General features: G+C 52.4%; 23 protein-coding genes. 14 read left to right on the forward strand and 9 right to left on the reverse strand.

Features of this window, described 5'->3' with window-relative positions; translation table 11 throughout:
- Positions 1-211 precede the first annotated feature (211 nt).
- From JKP81_RS06340 to JKP81_RS06355, 4 genes are all read left to right on the forward strand, one after another.
- A complete protein-coding gene (locus JKP81_RS06340) occupies positions 212-694 on the forward strand; it encodes a GNAT family N-acetyltransferase (protein WP_200551018.1) in 483 nt (160 codons plus the stop codon).
- A gap of 154 nt (positions 695-848) precedes the next feature.
- The gene (locus tag JKP81_RS06345) at positions 849-1022 is read left to right on the forward strand and encodes a hypothetical protein (protein WP_200551019.1); all 174 of its coding nucleotides are present in this window, start codon (positions 849-851) and stop codon (positions 1020-1022) included.
- Between the two features lie 152 nt (positions 1023-1174).
- Positions 1175-1717 carry an NUDIX hydrolase gene (locus JKP81_RS06350; RefSeq protein ID WP_200551020.1) on the forward strand — a complete coding sequence of 181 codons (543 nt, stop codon included), beginning with the start codon at positions 1175-1177 and terminating at the stop codon, positions 1715-1717.
- 63 nt (positions 1718-1780) lie between these two features.
- Positions 1781-2386, forward strand: a complete 606-nt coding sequence (locus tag JKP81_RS06355) for a class I SAM-dependent methyltransferase (RefSeq protein WP_200551021.1) — start codon at positions 1781-1783, stop codon at positions 2384-2386.
- On the opposite strand, the gene JKP81_RS06360 is transcribed toward JKP81_RS06355, so the two are convergent.
- Positions 2383-3792 carry an MFS transporter gene (locus tag JKP81_RS06360; RefSeq protein WP_200551022.1) on the reverse strand — a complete coding sequence of 470 codons (1410 nt, stop codon included), beginning with the start codon at positions 3790-3792 and terminating at the stop codon, positions 2383-2385. The two genes, JKP81_RS06355 and JKP81_RS06360, sit on opposite strands and share 4 nt — an antisense overlap.
- 128 nt (positions 3793-3920) lie before the next feature.
- Between JKP81_RS06360 and JKP81_RS06365 the strand changes: the two genes are divergently transcribed.
- Both JKP81_RS06365 and JKP81_RS06370 read left to right on the forward strand, forming a co-directional pair.
- Entirely contained in the window at positions 3921-4844 is a 924-nt protein-coding gene (locus JKP81_RS06365; RefSeq protein ID WP_200551023.1) for a LysR family transcriptional regulator, read from the forward strand.
- 27 nt (positions 4845-4871) lie between these two features.
- Positions 4872-5258 carry a DUF4440 domain-containing protein gene (locus tag JKP81_RS06370; RefSeq protein WP_200551024.1) on the forward strand — a complete coding sequence of 129 codons (387 nt, stop codon included), beginning with the start codon at positions 4872-4874 and terminating at the stop codon, positions 5256-5258.
- Between the two features lie 365 nt (positions 5259-5623).
- Here the strand turns inward: JKP81_RS06370 and JKP81_RS06375 are convergent, their stop codons facing one another.
- From JKP81_RS06375 to JKP81_RS06395, 5 genes are all read right to left on the reverse strand, one after another.
- Positions 5624-6646, reverse strand: a complete 1023-nt coding sequence (locus JKP81_RS06375) for a hypothetical protein (RefSeq protein ID WP_200551025.1) — start codon at positions 6644-6646, stop codon at positions 5624-5626.
- A 10-nt stretch (positions 6647-6656) separates the two neighbouring features.
- Entirely contained in the window at positions 6657-8195 is a 1539-nt protein-coding gene (locus JKP81_RS06380; RefSeq protein ID WP_200551026.1) for a hypothetical protein, read from the reverse strand.
- 37 nt (positions 8196-8232) lie between these two features.
- Positions 8233-8736 carry an SMI1/KNR4 family protein gene (locus JKP81_RS06385; protein ID WP_200551027.1) on the reverse strand — a complete coding sequence of 168 codons (504 nt, stop codon included), beginning with the start codon at positions 8734-8736 and terminating at the stop codon, positions 8233-8235.
- Positions 8737-8911: 175 nt separating this feature from the next.
- A complete protein-coding gene (locus JKP81_RS06390) occupies positions 8912-9385 on the reverse strand; it encodes a GyrI-like domain-containing protein (RefSeq protein WP_200551028.1) in 474 nt (157 codons plus the stop codon).
- Between the two features lie 31 nt (positions 9386-9416).
- Positions 9417-10157, reverse strand: a complete 741-nt coding sequence (locus JKP81_RS06395; RefSeq protein WP_200551029.1) for an SDR family oxidoreductase — start codon at positions 10155-10157, stop codon at positions 9417-9419.
- A gap of 147 nt (positions 10158-10304) precedes the next feature.
- Between JKP81_RS06395 and JKP81_RS06400 the strand changes: the two genes are divergently transcribed.
- Genes JKP81_RS06400 through JKP81_RS06420 form a run of 5 tightly spaced genes read left to right on the forward strand, consistent with a single transcriptional unit; the run spans position 10305 to position 13359 of the window.
- Positions 10305-11111: a MipA/OmpV family protein gene (locus JKP81_RS06400; RefSeq protein WP_200551030.1), complete on the forward strand. Its 807-nt coding sequence runs from the start codon at positions 10305-10307 to the stop codon at positions 11109-11111.
- 9 nt (positions 11112-11120) lie between these two features.
- On the forward strand, positions 11121-12236 hold the full coding sequence (locus tag JKP81_RS06405) for a serine hydrolase (protein WP_200551031.1): 1116 nt from the start codon (positions 11121-11123) through the stop codon (positions 12234-12236).
- Positions 12223-12570: a hypothetical protein gene (locus JKP81_RS06410; protein WP_200551032.1), complete on the forward strand. Its 348-nt coding sequence runs from the start codon at positions 12223-12225 to the stop codon at positions 12568-12570. Before JKP81_RS06405 ends, JKP81_RS06410 begins: the two co-directional genes overlap by 14 nt.
- A gap of 25 nt (positions 12571-12595) precedes the next feature.
- On the forward strand, positions 12596-13129 hold the full coding sequence (locus tag JKP81_RS06415; protein WP_200551033.1) for a DUF2975 domain-containing protein: 534 nt from the start codon (positions 12596-12598) through the stop codon (positions 13127-13129).
- Positions 13130-13131: 2 nt separating this feature from the next.
- Positions 13132-13359, forward strand: a complete 228-nt coding sequence (locus JKP81_RS06420; protein ID WP_086869080.1) for a helix-turn-helix transcriptional regulator — start codon at positions 13132-13134, stop codon at positions 13357-13359.
- Positions 13360-13437: 78 nt separating this feature from the next.
- Here JKP81_RS06420 and JKP81_RS06425 read toward each other — a convergent pair whose 3' ends face one another.
- Positions 13438-14901, reverse strand: coding sequence for an aspartate aminotransferase family protein (locus JKP81_RS06425; RefSeq protein ID WP_200551034.1), 1464 nt, complete (start codon positions 14899-14901; stop codon positions 13438-13440).
- Between the two features lie 17 nt (positions 14902-14918).
- The gene (locus JKP81_RS06430; protein ID WP_200551035.1) at positions 14919-16304 is read right to left on the reverse strand and encodes a diaminobutyrate--2-oxoglutarate transaminase; all 1386 of its coding nucleotides are present in this window, start codon (positions 16302-16304) and stop codon (positions 14919-14921) included.
- A gap of 640 nt (positions 16305-16944) precedes the next feature.
- Between JKP81_RS06430 and lysC the strand changes: the two genes are divergently transcribed.
- The 3 genes from lysC (at position 16945) to JKP81_RS06445 (ending at position 20149) form a co-directional block, all read left to right on the forward strand.
- Positions 16945-18306 carry a lysine-sensitive aspartokinase 3 gene (lysC, locus tag JKP81_RS06435; RefSeq protein ID WP_200551036.1) on the forward strand — a complete coding sequence of 454 codons (1362 nt, stop codon included), beginning with the start codon at positions 16945-16947 and terminating at the stop codon, positions 18304-18306.
- Between the two features lie 249 nt (positions 18307-18555).
- A complete protein-coding gene (locus JKP81_RS06440) occupies positions 18556-18843 on the forward strand; it encodes a VF530 family DNA-binding protein (protein WP_200551037.1) in 288 nt (95 codons plus the stop codon).
- Between the two features lie 7 nt (positions 18844-18850).
- Complete coding sequence (locus tag JKP81_RS06445; protein ID WP_200551038.1) at positions 18851-20149, forward strand: glycoside hydrolase family 10 protein; 1299 nt, start codon at positions 18851-18853, stop codon at positions 20147-20149.
- Here JKP81_RS06445 and JKP81_RS06450 read toward each other — a convergent pair.
- The gene (locus JKP81_RS06450; protein WP_200551039.1) at positions 20146-20766 is read right to left on the reverse strand and encodes a hypothetical protein; all 621 of its coding nucleotides are present in this window, start codon (positions 20764-20766) and stop codon (positions 20146-20148) included. The two genes, JKP81_RS06445 and JKP81_RS06450, sit on opposite strands and share 4 nt — an antisense overlap.
- Positions 20767-20921: the final 155 nt, after the last annotated feature.

Raw genomic sequence — 20921 nt, forward strand, 5'->3', positions numbered from 1 at the left:
ACCTACAAAATGTGTGAGGTCGTAAATCACGACAGGCGAGCATATTTTATGCCCGATAAGAGTTTGAATGCTGTATAAATTTTATTCACCTGTTTTTACGCCATTATCCCGTCAACCGAAACCGCAGCGACGGGTTGACAAGTTAACACTCAAAATTCAGAACTTTTCGAACGTGCTTTGCCGTTTTTTATGATGAAAAAAGGGGATAACGATGCTACTCAGACTGGCCCGGCCCGAAGAGGCCGAAGTGATATGGCAGATCCGTAACCAGGCTATCCGCCACGGTTGCAAAGGCGTGTATGAGGACAAGGTTATCGCCGCCTGGACTCCGGATAAAATGCCGGAAAGCCAGCGTACGATGATTACCAACAACCCTTTTTATGTTGCAACCACGGTAGATGATAAGCCCGTTGCCACGGGTTTTCTCGATCTCGCCAACGCCAGCGTGGAAGCCATTTTCACGTTGCCGGAGTGGGAAGGAAAGGGACTGGCGACGCAGATAATAGAGGCGATTAAGCAGGAAGCCACAAAGCGCGGTTTGGTACGCCTCTCGCTGGCATCAACACCCAACGCCTGTACGTTTTACCAAAAGCAGGGGTTTGTCATATTACGGGAAAGTCTTTACCCCTCCGCACTGGCGCGCGCGGAATTACGCTGTATTGAAATGGAATATAATTTTTCTGTTGATAAATAAACAATATTTATTCAAAAGATGGATTAACGAGAAGAAAATTCTCATTAAAATAAACAAGTTACTTAACACTTCATCATAAAACACCGTCCTATAATAATAACGCCACACTATCGCGTGGCGTTATTTCATGATTCATCACATAAAGGGACTTTTTATGAAAATCCGTGCATTACTTTCCATTTTATTATTTGGTTTATCAATGAATGTCTTCGCCGTCAGCCAGACTGAATGTGAGGTGAATGGCGAAATGGACTGGAACTGCATGTGCCAGATCCTGTGCCAGGCGGGCGAGGGCGGCGCAGCCTGTAATTGCGATGGCGTGCCATAAGACGATATTGTAAAGGGGATATTAATTTTAATATCCCCTCTATTTCTCCCCCACCGATTCCTCTGAAACTCATTTCCCCGCTAAATAGATCCATCCGATAACGCTCTTCACATGCTACCCTTCACGTCTGAAATCCAACAGGGAGAGCTGTGATGTCGGCGATTAAAACGCTTGCCACAACCGAAGTGTACCGCAACAAATGGATGCGTCTGCGTGAAGACAAAATCCTGCGGGCAGATGGTAACGAAGGTATTTATTCCGTGGTTGAAAAAGCCGATTTTGTCGTGGTTATCGCCCGGGAAGGCGACAGCCTGTATGTGGTTGAGCAATTCCGCTATCCGCTGGGCAAGCACACCATTGAGCTGCCGCAAGGCGCATGGGAATGCGCGCCGCAGGCGGATCCTCTGCGTGTGGCAGCCGGTGAACTGCGCGAGGAAACCGGGCTGGTGGCGGGAAAGATACGCCATGTTGGGTATCAGAAGCTGGCGCAGGGCTATTCCAGCCAGGGTTACCATATCTTCCTCGCTGAAGCGTTGGTTCATCAGCAGCAGGAACTGGATCCTGAAGAGTTTGGTCTGACGACGCGCAAAATTACCCTGAAAGAATTTGAGTCGTTGATTTGTGCAGGAGAGATCAGCGATGCCACGTCAGTCACCGCGTATTTACTGGCAAAGCTCAAAGGCATGCTGGAATAGCGCAGGCATTTTGCTTTCATCACACCCGTATGCGTCGAATCTCTGGGTTAACGCGAGATAAACATGAACAGCGCCGCACAACATATTCTTTCGATCTATCAACGCCACGCTCAAACATTTGCTGAGCAGCGCTCACAGTCGTTGTTTGAACAACGCTGGCTGGAAAAATTCGCCGGCCTGCTTCCTGATGCTGGCAGCATTGTCGATATCGGGTGCGGTAACGGGCAGCCGATTGCGGGCTGGTTTATCCGCCAGGGCTTTCAACTCACCGGCGTTGATGGCGCAAGCGCAATGCTGGACCGCGCGCGCCAGCAGTTTCCCGCTCAGCGCTGGATCCAGCAGGATATGCGCAAGCTGTCGCTCGGCGAAACCTTCGATGGGCTTCTGGCCTGGGACAGTTTTTTTCATCTGCCCCATGAAGATCAACGCAGCATGTTCGATCGTTTTGCCGAACATAGCCATGTGGGCAGCGCGTTAATGTTCACCAGTGGAACTGACCACGGGATCGCAATGGGACAGTTTGCCGGTGAACCGTTGTTTCATGCCAGCCTTGCACCGGACGAGTATTACGCGTTATTAGCAAATCACGGTTTTGAAGTTATCGACATGGTTCAGGAAGATCCGCACTGCGCCGGGCATACCGTATGGCTGGCGCAGCGCGCTCGCTAAAGCGGCGATGCCGATATCTGCCGGATGCGGCTCAGACTAAAGAGGATCGCAATCAGTGTCGCCGCAGCGGCCAACCCTAAGCCAAGCCGGACAGCAAAAGCCTCCTGCTCTACATTGCCGGAAGGGGCATAGAGCGAAAGTATCCCGCCAAGCAGCGCCGCGCCAAGACACTGGCCGAACGTACGCATAATCGCCAGTACGCCGGACGCGTAACCGCTGTGCTCCCTTGAGGCGTTCGCCATCATCTCTTTATTGTTCGGGCTCTGGAAACAACCGAAGCCAATACCGCAGATCAGGCTGCGCAGGCTGATGTCCCACACCGGCGGATTATGCGGTAATCGCGCCAGCAAAATTAACCCCACCGCGAAAAGGCACAGACCGACGGTGGCAATCAATGAAGGTGCGTAGCGGTCAGCGAGCCGACCGGCATGAGGCGCAACCAGCATGATACCGACAGGCCAGGCGGTAAACAGCAGTGCCGAGGTCAACGCGCTGTAACCATATACGCTCTGAAACAGAAACGGTAGGGCGACAAACGTCATCCCCTGGCTGACAAAAGAGGCCAGCGATGTCAGTGCCGCCAGCGAAAAACGCGGCGAGGCAAAAAGCGTCAGCGGTATCAGGGGTTGCAGTGCCTGACGCTGGCGAAAAACAAACAATGCCCCGGCAGCCAGCCCAACAAGCCCGTAACTCAAGGCAGTTAGCCCTGATCCGGAACGGGAAACGGCGCTCGATGCCATTACTACCGAGCCCAGCATCAGAGCAGAAAGCAGCGCACCTGGCGTATCAAATGGCCCGCGCAGCGCAGACGTTGCAGCCGGGATCACCCGTAATGTGAAGAGCAGGGCAAGGATGCCAGGCGGGAGGTTAATGGCGAAAAGCCATTGCCAGCTTAACGTTGCCAGCAGGGTGCCGCCCAGCACCGGCGCGATAGCGGTACTCGAAGCGATTAGCAGCGCGTTCATTCCGAGGATGCGCCCCAACAACCGATTGGGAAAGACCGAGCGTAAAATCGCCGGTGCAATGCTGAGTGTTGCCGCCCCGCCAATCCCTTGCAGGATACGCATCGCGACCAGTGTTTCCAGCGATTGCGCCAGCGCGCAGCCCAGCGACGCCAACGTGAAGAGTCCCAGCCCGGCCGCGAATAATCGGCGAAAGCCAATATGCGCAGCTAATGCGGCGAAGATCGCCAGTGTCATAGCGGCAGAAAGCAGATAGCCATTCGCCACCCAAACAGCTTCTGCGGCGGTGACATCTAATGCCCGCGCAATTTGTGGCAAGGCGATATTCACCATCGAGCCATCAAACACCGCCATTGTGGTGCTGGTCATCACCGCAATCATGGCCAGCAACCGCTCGCGCCCTGGCAATCCTTCATCGCCGGGTTTATCCAAAAATAGTGTCATAAACAACCTCTGCTGATTTTGTGCTTGCGATAACTATAATTTCGCGGGATATATGGCGGAAGGCGCAGCATTTGCATTAATACGTTGCAGCAAACGCCATATCTGATCCTTCTGTTGTGGACACGACGATGAGTGAACCCGATCTGAATTTGTTAGTTGCACTGGATGTGCTGATTGCCGAACGCAGTGTGGCGGCGGCAGCGCGGCGGCTTGGTTTGAGTGCCTCGGCGATGAGCCGAACACTTAGCCGTCTGCGGGAAACCACCGGCGACCCGCTATTAGTGCGCGCCGGGCGCAATATGGTGCTGACGCCTTATGCAGAAACGCTTCGGGCACGTACGCAGAACGCTGTTTTCGAGGCGCGGGCGTTGCTGCGGCCCGCGCAACCCGAACTCAATATTGCCTCGCTGGAGCAGATGTTTACCTTGCGTGCCAACGATGGTTTTGTTGAAGCATTCGGCCCAACGCTGATTGCGGAAATGGCGGCTGTTGCGCCATGCGTAATGCTGCGGTTTACGCCAAAGCCGGAGAAAGGCTCCAGCGCCTTGCGGGAAGGACGGGTCGACCTGGAAATTGGCGTGCTGAGCGAAATGGGGCCAGAAATCCGCGTGCAGGCACTGTTCCGGGACCGCTTTGTGGGCGTCGTCAGAGATACGCATCCGCTGGCGCAACTTAGTGGTGTGACGATCAACGAGTATATCGCCTGGGGTCATGTCGTGGCATCGCGTCGTGGGTTAACAAGCGGCCCGGTTGATGAAGGGCTGACAGAGCAGGGCGTGCGCAGGAAAATCGCCGCCGTGGTACCGGGTTTCCCTGCGGCGTTAGCCGTGGCGCGAGCGTCCGATCTTATCGCACTTATCCCGGCCTCATTTCTTCTCAACCCTGCGGCCAGGCAGGGAGTGGCAATGTTTGAGTTGCCGGTAAAAACGCGCGCCATTACCGTATCTCAACTGTGGCATCCGCGTTCAGAAGTCGATCCCGCGCATCGCTGGCTGCGCCAGTTTATGCTGGGAGTGTGTCGGCGTTTAGTGCCAGATGAGTACAAGGTGTGATGCAAACACAAACAGGCCGGAAGGAAGATGATGAACAAAGAAGATGAGTTACTGGCGATGCTAGTGAGATATGAACAGCAGCTTCATGATCCTGAAATTCGATGCCAGCCCGAAATTGTTGAGATGCTTTTACATCATGACTTTTTTGAGATTGGCCGATCCGGTAAACGATACAGCAAAGAACAAGTGATTGCTGCACTGGCAAATGAGGACGCTGAGCCGATCGCGTCAGATGATTTTGCATTGTCGATGCACAACAACGGTTATGCATTGTTGACGTATCGAAGTTTTATCCTCAACGGACAAGGACAGAAGACGAAGCAAACATTGCGAGCATCATTGTGGGAGGCGTGTAAAGCAACGCCGGGTCGATGGCAGATGCGTTTTCATCAGGGAACGCCCATGGCGGAATGAATGGTGTAACTCCTGGTACAAGCACTAAGGCAAGAAAATCAGCGATAAATGACCACGGCAATCATGATGGCAAACCGCTGGATTCTATCCAATGTCATGTTGGTACGCATAATGTATATTATGTTAAATATGGTGTAAGCTAATAGCCTCGACAAGACCCAGTCCAAGCTGAGCTATCTACCCAGCGCTCAGGCCGCTCACCTCTCCTGTATCGCACTTCCGATTCACGGGCTTCGCCTTTCATAAGCTGTTTTTACCCGGCACTCAGTAGTCATCAATTTTGCAATTTGAAAACACTATCCCAGGCAACAGCACAGCATCCCTATGCAGAGTTACTGCGCTGTTTGTTCATTCCGGCGCCTGCGTCAAAACAACGAAAAGTGCTGCAGAATTTGCCAGCCTACAGAAAGCCCAACAACACAGGCCATTGCCGCCAGCGCAAAACGGTGACGCGTTCGGGATTGGACAAATTGCGTTTGTAACGCCGCAACAACGTTATCCGTGTTGGTCTGGCGGTCGACAGCCTGAGTTAACCCTTGCTCCAACGCATCGCACTGGTTCGCGGTAGTTTTGACTGAATCAAACAGTGCCACGCGATTTTGCTCGATTTCGGCGAGCAATTGCTGATGAGACAACTGCTGTTCTTGTGCCAGCGATTGCTGTATTGCTTCAACACGACGTTGCTCGGCAGCATGGTTTGCCGCCATAACCTGTTCCAGAATTTCATGCTGCCTTCCCTGCTCTACCAGGCCGCTTTGCAATTGCTGTGCAAAATCTGACGCGGATTGCGCGACACGCTGTTCAATCTCAGCCAGTAATGTCGCGTTTGCCTCGCCGATTTTATTTTCTGCCTCGGTTACCCGTTTCACGCAGCCAACCAACTGCTGGGCCTGTTCTTGTGTGACCCCTTTGGCATCCATCAGCCCCTGGTTGGCCTTATTAATCTCTTTTTGCTGTTCTTCCAGCAAGACCTGCTGCTTCAGGATCTGCTCATTCTGTTCAGCAAGAGAACGCGTCTGGCCTTCCAGAATATGTTGTTGATTCAATAAAATCTGCTGCTGCTGATTAAGCAGCTTGGAAAGTGCGGTGTTAACAATCAGCAACTGAGATGATTTTTGCGTCAGACGGCCAATGGATTTGTTGAGATCAATCTGCGCGTCCTGCAAGAGATCGCCCCGATCGTTCAACCAGTTAGTGAAAAAGTTACCATCCTTCTGTTCCTGTCGCAGATGGTCAACATGCTTCGCGCTCTTCTGAACGGATTCCTGCTCCTCAGTCATTCCGCTAATGAGTTCTTTAATATTGCTGTCGCGAAAGAAACGTTCCGGTAAATCGGCTGACGAAAAGGCCTGAATGACCTGTAGTTCTTGTTTATTTAACGCACTCATCTTCTTGTTCTCAAAGGTTTTTCAGAAAATCATCAATTTCAGACTGGCTTTCATTAATAAACGCAACCACAGCGGCGCTTTTCGCCACCTGGACAGCTGTCTCCTGTGTTGTCCGTTCCAGGCTTGCGAGGGTAGCCGTCGTCGAAATCGCGGCGGTGGCAAGGTTCGCCCCGATGGCCTGATACTGCGTTACCGCCTTCGAGTAATTTTCAATATTGCCCAGAGAACTTTCTGCAAGCGTCACCAGTTCGCCGGCAAACGCTTCCCGACGTTTGCTATCGGCGATCATCTCATCCATCATTTTTTCGCTCAGCGAGAAACGGGAGCGATCGAAAAACGTGTCAATTTGATAAGCGAGAAAAGCGGAAAGCAATCCGGTAGCAATACCAATAAGCACGGGTGTTAACATATCTGCGAACGGTTTCAGAAATGGTAAAGTGGCCATAAACGTCGCGATACTTTCATTTAATAACATGCCGACTGACGTCACGATAACCGCAGTGAGAATTTTCAACCCTTCCTGCAACGCCTGCTGTGCTGTCATCTGTTCAGGCGGGAAGAAAATCATTTTAAACGCACGAAAAAGCCCCAACAGCCCTTCGCGGATCACGGTCACGAAACGTTTTGCGGTTGAAAGAAAATTGTTCAGTAAGAAGGTGAGCAAGTTACTCATAAAACCGCTCACACCACCCTGGAACATTTGACCTACGGCATCGGGGATCTTTTTAACCACGGACGCGATAACCCGTATTAAGCGCTGGCGGATCTCCTCAAATAGTGTCTTGCCCGCTTCAACGCCGTGTTGAATAAGCACTTTGAATTCATTAAACAAGCCATTAACCAGTTCAGTGAGCAGCAGACCCAGTGCCTGGCGCATTCCCATCTGCAGCGCCTGTTGGCCACCGGTTTGTAATAACTCTTTGCCCTGCTTTTTCATCAGCGCCGAGTTCAGTGTTTTCGAAATATGCTCATCCGAGCGTTTCTGCGCCGCTGCGACTTTCTGCGGATCCAGTTCGAATCTTTCGCCATTTTTTTCTGCGAAGGTATCCAGTTCACCAGCACCTTTCGAACGGTTGATCGATTTGTGCGTGGTCACCAGATTTTCATCGGCATTCGCCATTTTCACGACTTTTTCGACGCTGTCCCCGGTTTCCAGGGCAAGATGCACTTTCTTATTTTTCGCTAGCGTCTTAAGTGAAGTGACATGATCGAGATCCATATCCGCAGCATCGGTCGTTTTACCGGTATAACCATCAACACCGCCTGCGCGAAGCTGCTGACTTTTTTGGGTGAAATCTGTGCTTTCATACTCTTTGCGCTGGTAATCCTGGCGCGATTTTGCATGACTGGAGATATCTTTATCGGCGATGTAATCGGCCTCTTCGCGCTCGAAATTATGCAGCGTCGTCACGTTGCCGCCGTTGCGATCTTCAAACATGGCAGTTGAAAGCCCGAAGGGGCCGATAATTTGTGACAATACTTGCTGCTGACAATCGTCAAAAAGTTTTTGCAGGCGCTGCTGTTTTAATTCTTCGTATGTTAAATCCATTTATCCTCCAGCCTGATCGAGCCGATGTTAAAAAGGTCTAAAGCTTGTCCACATAGTGCGTGAACCACTGTGCAAAACTGTCCGCTTGTTTTTCACGCGCACCGTCGTCATGCCAGAGCGTAATAATCTGGCCTCGCGCCCCCTCACCTGACGGATCGAGATCCAGACAAAGATGATCGCCGGCCCCGTTATAGGTGAACGGGATCCAGGCGGGACTCCACCATACCGGGCGGATGCCGCTTTGCGGGCTAGACTCAGCCCCCTCGAAATCGCCGCCATCAAGCAGCCCTTTCCAGATGCGCCACTCCTGTAAAATCCGCGAGGTGGATAAGAACTCAGCGTCATCAAATAGCCCGTGGCTGTTACCGTGCTGGCCGTTGTGAATTTTCAGGCAGGCCACAAAATCGGCGGGCAAACTCATATTCAGCGCTTGCTCTAAAGACGCAATCTCCGCATCCGTTGCCGGTGGTGCGAGATCGGCTAATAAAGCAGGGTCGGTGTCTTGCAGCATGGCTTCCAGTTTTGTCCATTGTTGCTTCATTGTTTCCGCTCCTTTTAAATCCATCCATTTATTAACGGCATATTCACCAAAGACTTAAGTGATATTTTTACCTGCAAGGCTATCTACAAATGAGTTAATCAGAGCCGACTGTCATCTGATGTCAGCCATTGTGAAAAAGGTTTACGCACGCGGTATTCGCCGCGTGCGTATGAGGTTAGCGGTTTGAGTTCTTGGGTTCTACCGACTGCCAGATTTCAAGATCCCAGTTGCCATCAAGACCATCGCAAAGGTAGTTTTCGAAACAAACGCCGCGAGCAAGTTCGTAATCGCTGTTTTCTATCGCAGCGTACAAATCGCTCCATGCTTTGGCGTAAGCGCCGTCCCGCACAAGCGTATGCCACACGGCGTATAGCCCTCCCGGCACAATTTCTTCTCTGAATGCCGTACCGGTAAGGTTCACCTGTGTTTGCGCATCAACCGTAAGCGCGACATCGGCACGCAAGTCGGCAACATCCGTTTGCGCAGGATCATCCCAGCAAAACACCAGCGCTTCCCGGTAAGTCACGCCCTGCTCTTGCGCCCAGCCAATAATTTGTTGAAAACCAACCGGTACCGTCTCGTTCCATGGACCACCAACGCGCACACAAACGATGCTCCTGGGAAGCGCATTTTCAAACCGTAAACTCATAAATCCTCCGCACCATTATTAAGAATAACGTTTATAAACGCAGCAGCCCGCCATCAACCACGTACTGACTGCCTGTGACATAACTGGCATCATCAGATAACAAAAATAACGCGACAGCGGCCGCTTCCTCCGGTGTTCCTGGGCGCTTCATCGGCACAATGGCGCGGATCTGCGCGTCATATTGATCACGAAATGGCGCCGGGATCGCCTCAAGCAAACCAGTTTCTATCGCGCCTGGAACTAGCGCATTCACCCGGACCCCTTGTGCGGCAAAGGCCGTTGCCCAACAGCGAACCAGCGCCAGCTGCGCCCCTTTACTGGCAGCGTAAATCGCAGCAAGCGGTGTTCCTTCATATGCGGCGGTCGATGCGGTCAGCACCACAGACGCGCCCGCTTTCAAAAAGCGGGCAAGACAGGATATTTGCAGTACCGCGGCGCGAACATTGTTCTTCATCATGTTATCGAACAGCGCGGCACTACCCTTTTCGGCAGGTGCAAAAGCCAGCTGCCCGGCATTTAGCCATAAGCCATCCAGCATGCCGAAGGAAGCTACCGCTTCAGCCAGCGCTTGCGCCGCTGCCGGATCGGCTCCGTCGTTTTGCAGCAACCGGGCCTCAGGTGGCAGCACCTTGCGAAGGCGCGCCAGTTTGTGCGCATCACGCCCGGTGATCATAACTTCCCCCTCTTCCGCAACAATGCGTTTCGCCCCTGCCAGACCAATACCACTGCTGGCTCCCGTAATGACAATTTTCTTACCTGTGAACCTGGCCATCTCGCCTCCCTGAAGACGTTTTTCTGCCAAACAACGCTTTTTACCTTCAATGACAATTAAAATAAAACAATAAAAACTTATTGTAAAACGATAAACACCAGGCTAGCCTGCATCCACTTCAACCACCTTTGCCAGGAGAGGCATCGAATGAAAAGAAGTCTGCAACAGGGTGTTTTGTTTTCTGGATTACTCATCTGTGTGCCGACACACAGCGCAGAGTTGTCCGGTTTTGCCGGGCTGGGCGTCAGCACGCGCCCCATTTACTCCGGTTCAAGCCACATGGCAGTGGGACCACTGCTGAAAGCGGGCGTGAATCTTCATAGCGAAAACTGGGGGCTATTCGGTTTGTCTACCGACGGGCTGATATGGGGACTGACGCCGGATTCGCCCTTCAGCGTGAGCCTGCTGTTAACGCAAGATGAGGCGCGAAAAGAGGTGTTTAACTATCCGTTTTCCGGCAGAAAAAACCGCAATCTGCAAGGGATGGGCAACCTGTCGGCTGCCGTGATGGCAGGTACAGACCTGCGTTACCAACACGAAAACTGGACGTTGTGGCTGCGCCTGTTAACCGCCACGGAAAAGCAGCGATATGGCGGCGAAGCACCGGGCAGAAGCCTGATTGTCACGAGCGGCGCGGAAAACGAATTCTGGCGCTGGCAGAGTGCCGCGCTCTCGGTCGGTGGCGACATAAGCTGGGCGAACAGTGGCTACCAGCAGCGCCACTACGGCGTAACGGCGCAGCAGGCACAACGCACCGGTTTTGCAGTTTATTCCCCTTCGTCAGGCCTCCAGCAAGGAGGTTTGTACGCCGAAGTGATATGGCATTTTGATAAAAATCTGGCGGCAGGATTGACCAGCCGCGCGCAGTATCTGTTCGATGAGGCGGGGAGCAGCCCTCTGGTCAACCGCCGAATGCAGTACACCCTGGCGTCACTGATTCAATACACATTCTGAGGCGGCGCCATGAGCAAATGTCACTTTCGCAGCCGCGCGCGGCTGCTTGCTGCGGGCGCGGTATTTATCGCACTGATTGCCACCGGTATTTACCTGCAACCTGGTTTCAGCACCCCGTCTCCTCGCCAGACGGGAGACGCCAGTTTGGTGTCGTTTTTAACGCCGTTATTGCAAGGATCGCGAGGCAGCGTCGCCGCCGCGCTAATCACGCCGCGCGGGGTGCAATACGCCCTCTGGGACAGTGATTACAACCAGCAATATGAAATCGCCAGCCTGACCAAAACCATGACCAGCAGTTTACTGATGGACGCTTTTCGCCGGGGTGAAGCGACAGCGCAAACCCGCGTCGGCGAACTCATTCCTGAGATCAGCGGCCCGGCGCGAGAAATTACCCTTGAGCAACTGGCATCGCATCGCTCTGGCCTGCCGCCGCTGGCCTCATCGCTGCGCCAGAAGATCCGGGTGATCAGCCAGATAATCCTGCGTGAAAACTTCTGGGAGTATGACGAAAAATCAATCATCGAAATGGTGAATAACACTCGCTTAGCCACGCCCGCCAGATTTGATTATTCCAATACCGGCTACGCCTTACTGGGACTGGCGCTGTCGCGAGCAGCACATCAGCCTTTTAATTCGCTGTTGCAAACGCGGGTTTTTGCGCAGGCAAAAATGACAAACACCATCGTTGCCGAAGCATTAACCCCTGACACGCCCACGTTTCGCCACGGTTGGGCGGTGTCCGGATTTGCCGAAGCGCCATGGATACAGCATGCGTTCACGCCCGCTGCCGGTGTGCGGTCGACCATCGTCGATATGGCGCATTATGCGCAGGCCTTACTGGCGGGCAAACTTGCCGGTAGCGCGGCAATGCAGCCACGCTTTGCCACTGACGATGCAGATTCACGCGTGGGTTACGCCTGGTTTACCACCCATATTCGTGGGCGGGACATCACCTGGCACGACGGTGAATCCTCCGGTTTTGCCTCCGCGATTGCGGTCGATCCACAGCAACAATCCGCCGTAGTGATCCTCTCAGATACCGCATGGCCCGTTATTGGTCCGGCCATGCGTCTGTTGTTAACGCAGACTCCAGCTAAAATGGACGCTCATCATGAACTGGATTGATATGTTGTGGGCAATATTAACCTTTGTCTCGGTTATTCTGTTTATTTGCGGCTTATGGGTCGCGCATTACAAAATACGGTTGTTGAACTACATCCTGCTGGCTTTGATTGTCATTTATTGTGCCGAAATGATGCAGACAATCACGCATCTGACCAAGACCGGTTATCTGTTCAGAATGCTGACATGGACCATACAGGCGTCGTTTATTGCCATCAGCGTTTATCGCGCGTGGCCAACGCCCTGGTTAACGCGCAGTCCGCGCGTACTGGCGGCTGGCAAGATTGCCATTTCGCTGATGCTTATGTCATGCTTGAGCATGCTGGTTTTAAAATAGAATCCTTAATTCAGGAAGGTACAAAGTGAAAGGTGTACGAAATAAACTCAGCCTGATGTTTATCACAGGGATATTACCGCTCTTTTTTATCCTCGCCTTAATTACACCGCTGTGGTTATATTTTTCCGGTGAGTCGTTTTTTATTTCCAGCATGCTTAAATTTGCCGAAATGCAAGCAGAAAGCCAGCCAGTGGCTGCCGTATCGCCACTTCACCAGTTACTGCTGTTGATCATTCTCTATTTTCCCGTTGGGTTATTTGCTTTTGCTATCTGGCAGGGAATGCAAGTGATGCGTCTGGTTGGTAAACGGCAAATCCTCAACCTGGCGCTGGCGCGTTGTGTGCGTAATATTGCATTGATGATGCTAAGCCTTGGCATCGTATTGCCGGTGTGCCGCTTTTTAATACCGCTGGTCGTCTGGTGGCCGGAAAAATATTACCAGGTCACCCTGCTGATTGGCGATGTGATCCTGCTACTCACCGGCGGCTTGTTATTTGTGACGTTTCACGCCATGCTCGCGGGGATCAAAGCGGAAGAAGAAACCAGGGAGTTTATCTGACTATGGCTGTGGTGGTTCATCTGGACAAACTGCTGGTAGAGAAAAAAATGACGTCCAGAGCACTGGCGGCCTTTATCGGCATCACCGAGCAAAACCTCTCACTGCTCAAATCCGGTAAAGTAAAGGGGATTCGATTCGATACGCTGGCGAAAATTTGCGAAGCCATGGAGTGTCAGCCCGGTGACATTATCTCCTGGGAACCCGACCCCGCTGCGCCAGACGAAGAGTGACACACCGGGACTCGTTTTGCAGACAATAAAAAAGCCGACAACATCGCTGCTGTCGGCTTTTTTTATTTACGACGCAAATCAGGCGTTCTGTAACTGCTGACCACAGGCAACCACACTTGCCAGCAGAACTTTAACGTCCTCCAGACAAACGGTCGGGTTCAGCAACGTCAGTTTCAGGCAGGTCACACCGTCCGCTTCCGTTACGCCAACGTTGGCGCTCCCGGAGGCCAATAGAGCATCGCCGATACGCTGGTTCAGCAACGCAACGCTTGCCGTATCACCCTTTTCCGGGCGGAAACGGAATAATACGCTGGCCAGTTGCGGCTGCATCACCAGTTCCAGCTGTGGCTGTTCGCCAACAAATTGCGCCACCTGCTGCGCCAGCGTGACGCCGTTATCAATAATTTCGGCGTACTGCTTTTTACCCAGCGCTTCAAGACCCATCCACAACTTCAGCGCATCGAAACGGCGCGTTGTCTGCAAGGATTTCGACACCAGGTTTGGTACGCCCTGCTCTTCGTCAAAGTCAGAGTTCAGGTAGGCCGCCTGGTAACGCATCAACTGATAATGGCGCGCATCTTTCAGCAGGAACGCGCCACAGCTGATGGTCTGGAAGAATTGCTTATGGAAATCCAGCGTCACGGAATCAGCCAGCTCAAGGCCATTGAGGAAATGGCGATACTTCTCAGAGAGCAGCAACGCGCCGCCCCAGGCCGCATCAACGTGAACCCAAATCTGCTGTTCAGCGGCCAGCGCGGCGATTTCCGCTAACGGATCAATCGCGCCCGCATCGGTGGTGCCAGCGGTAGCAACAATTGCCATCACCTGCTCACCGTTGGCTTTCGCGTCGGCCAGTTTCTGCGCCAGATCGTTCAGATCCATGCGCGAGAACGCATCCGTTTTCACCAGCGTCACAGACTGATAACCCAGCCCCATCAGCGCCATGTTCTTCTGCACCGAAAAGTGCGCATTTTCAGAACATAACACTTTAATTTTGCTGAGATTACCAGTTAAGCCGTGCTGCTGAACGGAGTGGCCCTGGCGTGCAAAAAAGGCATCGCGCGCCAGCATCAAGCCCATCAGATTGCTCTGCGTGCCGCCGCTGGTAAACACACCTGCGTCACCGGCCGGATAACCCACCTGTGCGCGCAGCCATTCGATGAGTTTCATCTCAATGATGGTTGCCGACGGGCTCTGATCCCACGAATCCATGCTCTGGTTGGTGGCGTTGATCAGCACTTCCGCCGCCTGGCTAATCACCAGGCTCGGGCAGTGCAGATGCGCCACACACTGCGGGTGATGCACGGACAAGCTGTCTTTAAGGAAATATTCAACAGCGCGCTCAATAGCGGCCTGGTTGCCCAGGCCCTGAGACGTGAATTCTAAATTGATGCGCTCACGTAATTCGGCGACAGTTTTGCCCTGATACATTTCAGGTTGCTTGAGCCATTGCACAACCGCTTGCGTGCTCTGCTCAATCGCTTCCTGATAGGCAGCAATACTCTGCGCGGAACCCGAGAGAATCGGATTTAAATCAGACATTCGCTCACTTACTCCGATTAAACAGGCTTCACGCCAGCGCTCAGCAGCGCGTTTTCAAATTTATCGAGGAAAATTTCCAGCTCTGCGTTGCTGATAAGCAGCGAAGGCAGCAGACGCAGTACGCAACCGCCACGGCCGCCGCGCTCCAGGATCAGACCCGCTTCGAAGCATTTTTTCTGCAACAGTGCAGAAAGCTCGCCGTCTGCCGGGTAGCAACCCATGTGATCCTGCGCTTCGTGCGGCTTAACGATCTCAATACCGATCATCAGGCCCAGGCCGCGTACATGGCCAATTACCGGGAAACGTTTTTGCATTTCAGCCAGTTTGCCTTTCAGCCATTCACCCTGCTCTGCCACTTTATCGGCGATGCGATCTTCTTTGAGGATCTTCAGCGTAGTGAGGCCTGTCGCCATCGCTAGCTGGTTACCACGGAAGGTACCGGTATGGTGGCCCGGCGCCCAGGCGTCGAACTGTTTTTTGATACCCAGTACCGCCAGCGGCAAACCGCCACCGACCGCTTTGGACATCACAATGATATCCGGCTCGATACCAGCGTGTTCGAAGGCGAACAGTTTGCCAGTACGGGCGAAACCAGCCTGCACTTCGTCCAGGATCAGCATAATGCCATGTTCCTGGGTCACTTTACGGATGCGCTGCAGCCACTCGATTGGCGCCGGGTTCACGCCGCCTTCGCCCTGCACCGCTTCCAGGATCACGGCAGCCGGTTTACGTACGCCGCTTTCAACGTCGTTGATCAGGTTTTCAAAGTAGTAAGTCAGCGCTTTCACACCGGCTTCGCCACCGATGCCCAGCGGGCAACGATACTGGTGCGGGTAAGGCATAAACTGCACTTCCGGCATCATGCCGTTTACCGCTTCTTTCGGCGACAGGTTGCCCGTTACGGAAAGCGCGCCGTGCGTCATGCCGTGATAACCGCCAGAGAAGCTGATAATACCGGAACGACCGGTCACTTTTTTCGCCAGCTTCAGCGCCGCTTCCACGGCGTCCGCGCCGGAAGGCCCGGTGAATTGCAGGCAATATTCTTTGCCCTGACCCGGCAGCAAAGAGAGCAGATATTCTGAAAACTCATCTTTTAACGGCGTGGTCAGGTCGAGCGTATGTAACGGTAAGCCACTGGTAATGACACTTTGGATGCTTTGAATCACATCAGGATGATTATGGCCCAGCGCCAGAGTACCGGCGCCTGCAAGGCAGTCAAGGTATTGATTATTCTCAACATCGGTGATCCAGACGCCCTGCGCTTTGGCAATCGCTAACGGCAATTTGCGCGGATAGCTTCTGACATTGGATTCAAATTCGGCCTGTCTTGCTAAAAAGGTCTCATTGCTTTGCGGGAATGATTTAGCACTCAAAGAATCAATACGGACTTTATCCGTCATCATATCTCTCCTACAACCTGGGTTGGTTTAACACCGGGTTGAATAAGGGTTTAAGGGGGGCTTGTAAAAAACGCGGCTAATATATGTGTTTTCAGCAACGGACTCAATCTTTTATTTTGCCTGGCTGTTTATGTCATTTTCTTTAAAAATCAATGACAAAAATTATTTATGCGCGGGGATTGTTCAGCATGAATTGTAACCAATTCTGTTACAAGAATATTCCAGGCGGCATGGCGAACAACGCGATGATAAGACTCGATTTTTAATATTTATGCTCTTTTTATGTTATTAGGACGTTATTTAAGCCAAACTTCGCCAGCAAGCACTGAATAAATCATGATATTTTCCATTGGCTTATTGCAAATGCTGAGGAAAATATCGATTCAGCGAGTTAAATCACTTACTATGCCCGCGATAAAAATCCCTAAGCCGAAAAAAGGAAGCATCTATTTAACCATTAATGCGCATCACACCCGGTAACTCGTGAGAGGCAATACAGGTTATCGACAACGGGAGCAGAATCCTGGGTTGTAAAAAGAAATGTTCGCGGGCGGACATTTCGTAAGGCGAAGCACGCTTCCCTTATGCCGAGAATGAAAATTTTCATGCCATTAAAATTATGGCGCCCTGATATGAGATTGTTATGACTCGCATTTATCCACACACCATCGTTGCCAAATTTGGCGGAACCAGTGTCGCCGATTTTGACGCGATGAGCCGCAGCGCCACCATTGTCCTTGCTGATAAAGATGTTCGTCTGGTTGTTTTGTCTGCCTCCGCAGGCGTCACCAACCTGTTAGTTGAACTCTCTGGCGGTCTGGAAAGCCATGTTCGACAAGATAAGATCGCCACCCTGCGCACCCTGCAATACAACATTATTTCACGCCTGAAACAGCCAGAAGCCATCGGCCAGGAGATCGACCGCCTGCTCGATAATATCAGCCATCTTGCAGCCATGGCCGTTGATTCCCGGTCAGACGCGCTATGCGATGAACTGGTGAGCCACGGGGAACTGATGTCCTCCCTGCTGTTTGTGGAAGTCCTGCGCGAACGCGACGTGGAAACGCAGTGGTTTGACGCGCGCAAAGTAATTCGTACGAACGATACTTTCGGCTGCGCGGTACCCGTTATAAGCGAGATTGCGGAACGAGTGGAAAAGCATTTGCGCCCGCGCATTGCGCAGTCTCTGGTGGTCACGCAAGGCTTTATTGGTAGCGACGCGGCGGGGCAAACGACCACGCTAGGCCGTGGCGGTAGCGATTACACTGCCTCATTGCTGGCGGAAGCGTTGCAGGCAGCGCGAGTGGATATCTGGACCGATGTCGCCGGGATTTATACTACCGATCCCCGAATCGTCCCCCAGGCGAAACGCATTGATACGCTCTCATTCTCTGAAGCCAGTGAAATGGCGACCTTTGGCGCGAAAGTTTTGCATCCGGCCACCCTGCTACCGGCGATGCGTAAAAATATTCCGGTCTTTGTCGGTTCAAGCGCTCAGCCGCGCGCAGGCGGAACGCTGGTGTGCCGCGACACGCACGAACCACCGCGTTACCGTGCGCTGGCCGTTCGTCGCCAGCAAACGCTGTTGAAATTATCCAGCGTCAATGCGCAACCCGCTCACCGCTTTTTAGCCGAGATGTTCAACATTTTGTCGCGTCATGATGTGGCGATGGATCTGGTGACCACCTCGGAAGCCAGCATTGCGCTTATCCTCAACTCCACCGGTTCGACGTCCGGTGAAGCGGACACGCTGACTACCGCGCTGCTTACCGAACTGTCGTCGCACTGCCATGTTGAAATCGAGACCGGGCTGGCGCTAGTTTCGCTTATTGGTAATACGCTCTCGCAGGCACCGGCGGTGTGCAAAGAGGTGTTCGCCGAACTGGAAAACCATTCCGTGCGGATGATTTGCCACGGCGCATCCAGCCATAATCTTTGCTTCCTGCTCCCTGCGGAATGCGCTGACAGTGCAGTCAAAACGTTACACCGTAACCTGTTAGAATAACGGCGGTTAATGCAACCCCGGCGAGTGCTGGCAGCGTTTCTGCCAGCACATTAACCATGACATCCTCCCTTTTCCCGTGATACCGCCGCGCTGAAATTCCGCCTTACTGGAGATAGCCGGAACAACCACTTTCCGCAGAAAATCGCCTGTGCCTGTCTGGACGGTAACGTTTAGCGGTGCAAAGCCCGTGACGCTCAGCGGGCTTTCTTGTAACCTTCCGCAAAACTTTTCCCGAAAACCGGACTTCACATGGCCGCTCATATTTCAAAAGATCCTTTGCACGGCGTGACGCTTGAAATGCAGGTTAACGCGCTGGTCGCCCGCTACGGTTGGCACGAACTCGGCAAACTCATCAATATCAATTGCTTTAAAAACGATCCAAGCGTTAAATCCAGTTTGAAATTTTTGCGACGCACGCCCTGGGCGCGCGCGGAAGTTGAGGCGCTGTATCTCGAATCGCTGGAAGAGCGCGCCCCGGCCAAATCAGACGAACCTGCGTTTAACCCGTGGACAAGCGGTCGAACGCCTAAGAGCTAATTTTCAGATGTCACTACAAAAGTCAGGCGTGCTTATTGCCACTGCGCTTTTACTCGCCAGTTGCGCCTCGAAAGCGCCGAAATCACTCGTCACGCCGTTGCCGCCGGTGGCAAAACACCCACTCGCAACGACGCCTGCAAAAAATACACAACCCGTGCGAGGGATCTGGCTGGCGACCGTGTCGCGTCTCGACTGGCCGCCGGTAAATTCGGTGAATATGAGCGCCCCGTTGCGCGTTAACCAGCAGCAAGAAGCGCTGAGAAACAAACTGGATAAGCTAAAAAGCCTCGGTATCAATACCGTCTTTTTCCAGGTCAAACCCGACGGCACCGCGCTGTGGCCGTCAAAGATTTTACCCTGGTCAGATATGCTGACCGGCACGATTGGGCAGGATCCGGGTTACGATCCGCTGCAGTTTATTCTCGATGAAGCCCACAAACGCGGCATGAAAGTGCACGCGTGGTTTAACCCCTACCGCGTTTCAGTCAATACCAAACCGTCGACCACCGCAGAGCTTAACCGCACATTATCCCTGCATCCGGCCAGCATTTTCGTGCTGCATCGCGACTGGATCCGCACGGCGAGCGACCGTTTTGTGCTCGATCCCGGCATTCCGGACGTGCGCGACTGGATAACCAGCATCGTGGCAGAAGTAGTGGCACACTACCCGGTCGATGGCGTGCAGTTTGACGACTATTTCTACTCTGAAACCCCCGGTTCTGCGCTGAATGACAGCCAGACTTACCGGCAATATGGCCAGGCGTTCAGTTCAAAAGCAGACTGGCGGCGCAACAATACGCAGCAGTTGATTGAGCAGGTTTCACGCACCATCCGCCAACTCAATCCCAATGTCGAATTCGGTGTCAGCCCGGCGGGAGTCTGGCGTAACCGTTCATTTGACGCAGCTGGTTCGGACACGCGCGGCGCAGCGGCGTATGACGAATCATTTGCCGATACGCGCCGCTGGGTGCAACAAGGATTACTGGATTACATTGCCCCGCAAATTTACTGGCCCTTCGCCCGCGATGCGGCACGTTACGATGTGCTGGCAAAATGGTGGGCGGATGTCGTGAAACCGACAAAAACGCGTCTCTACATCGGCGTGGCGCTGTATAAGGTGGGAGAATATTCGAAGAATGAGCCCGACTGGACAGTCAACGGCGGCGTGCCTGAGCTGAAAAAACAGCTCGATTTAAACGAATCGCTGCCGCAAATTAACGGCACGATCTTGTTCCGCGAAAGTTATCTGGAACAGCCGCAAACTCAGCAGGCAGTGAATTATTTGAAGAGCCGCTGGGGCGGCTAAGCAGGAAGGAAAAATTTTTGATAGTTTCCCCGGGGGTTCTCGCACTCAGATTCTCCAATTAGCGTACCGTCGGGGAACACGCTGTAGTTGAATGCTTGCATCGCAATATAGTTGCTAAATAGATCAAAATCGCTTATTCCACCATAGTTGATGAAATCGTTTTCATCGCCAGCAAAATATTTCTCAATTGCCCGCATTAACTGCAAATCAATGCCCACAATGATTGCGTTTTCATCTTTATTTTTATGTCTGTTTAATATAACAAACTCCCCCCCAAAAAACTGCTCGACTCTGAAGGAGTATTGTTGAAAATCGCTTTCACCACCGTTCATTAATTTATCAGCAAGCGAGAAAAAATTAGCAAACTTGAACCAAGCTGCATAATTTCTAACTTTTACCCATTCGGCTGAAAGCTCAATTTCGTAACCGATATTTTTCCCTGGCGGATCGACATAAATGATAGCGCTGTTAACGGGTTGCTTTTCACCACGTAGGGCAGAATGCATCGCATAACCATTATTGATATTAGTTGTGGGACTGTTGAGCCAGGGATCTACCTGTTTATCTAAAGCTCGTTTTAACGACGATTTAATCTCAGAAGGGTCGTTAAACTGCAACGCGTAGGAGCTTTTAGATTCAAAAATAACTCTTTCTGAATCGCCACGGGTTTAACAGACACCTCAGAGTCATTTAAGATGGCTTAAAGAGAGGTGCCCATGAGCGGTAAGCGTTATCCCGAAGAGTTTAAAACTGAAGCAGTCAAACAGGTTGT

The sequence above is a fragment of the Kosakonia sp. LAM2021 genome (genome assembly GCF_016620385.1).
Classification (GTDB): Bacteria; Pseudomonadota; Gammaproteobacteria; order Enterobacterales; family Enterobacteriaceae; genus Kosakonia; species Kosakonia sacchari.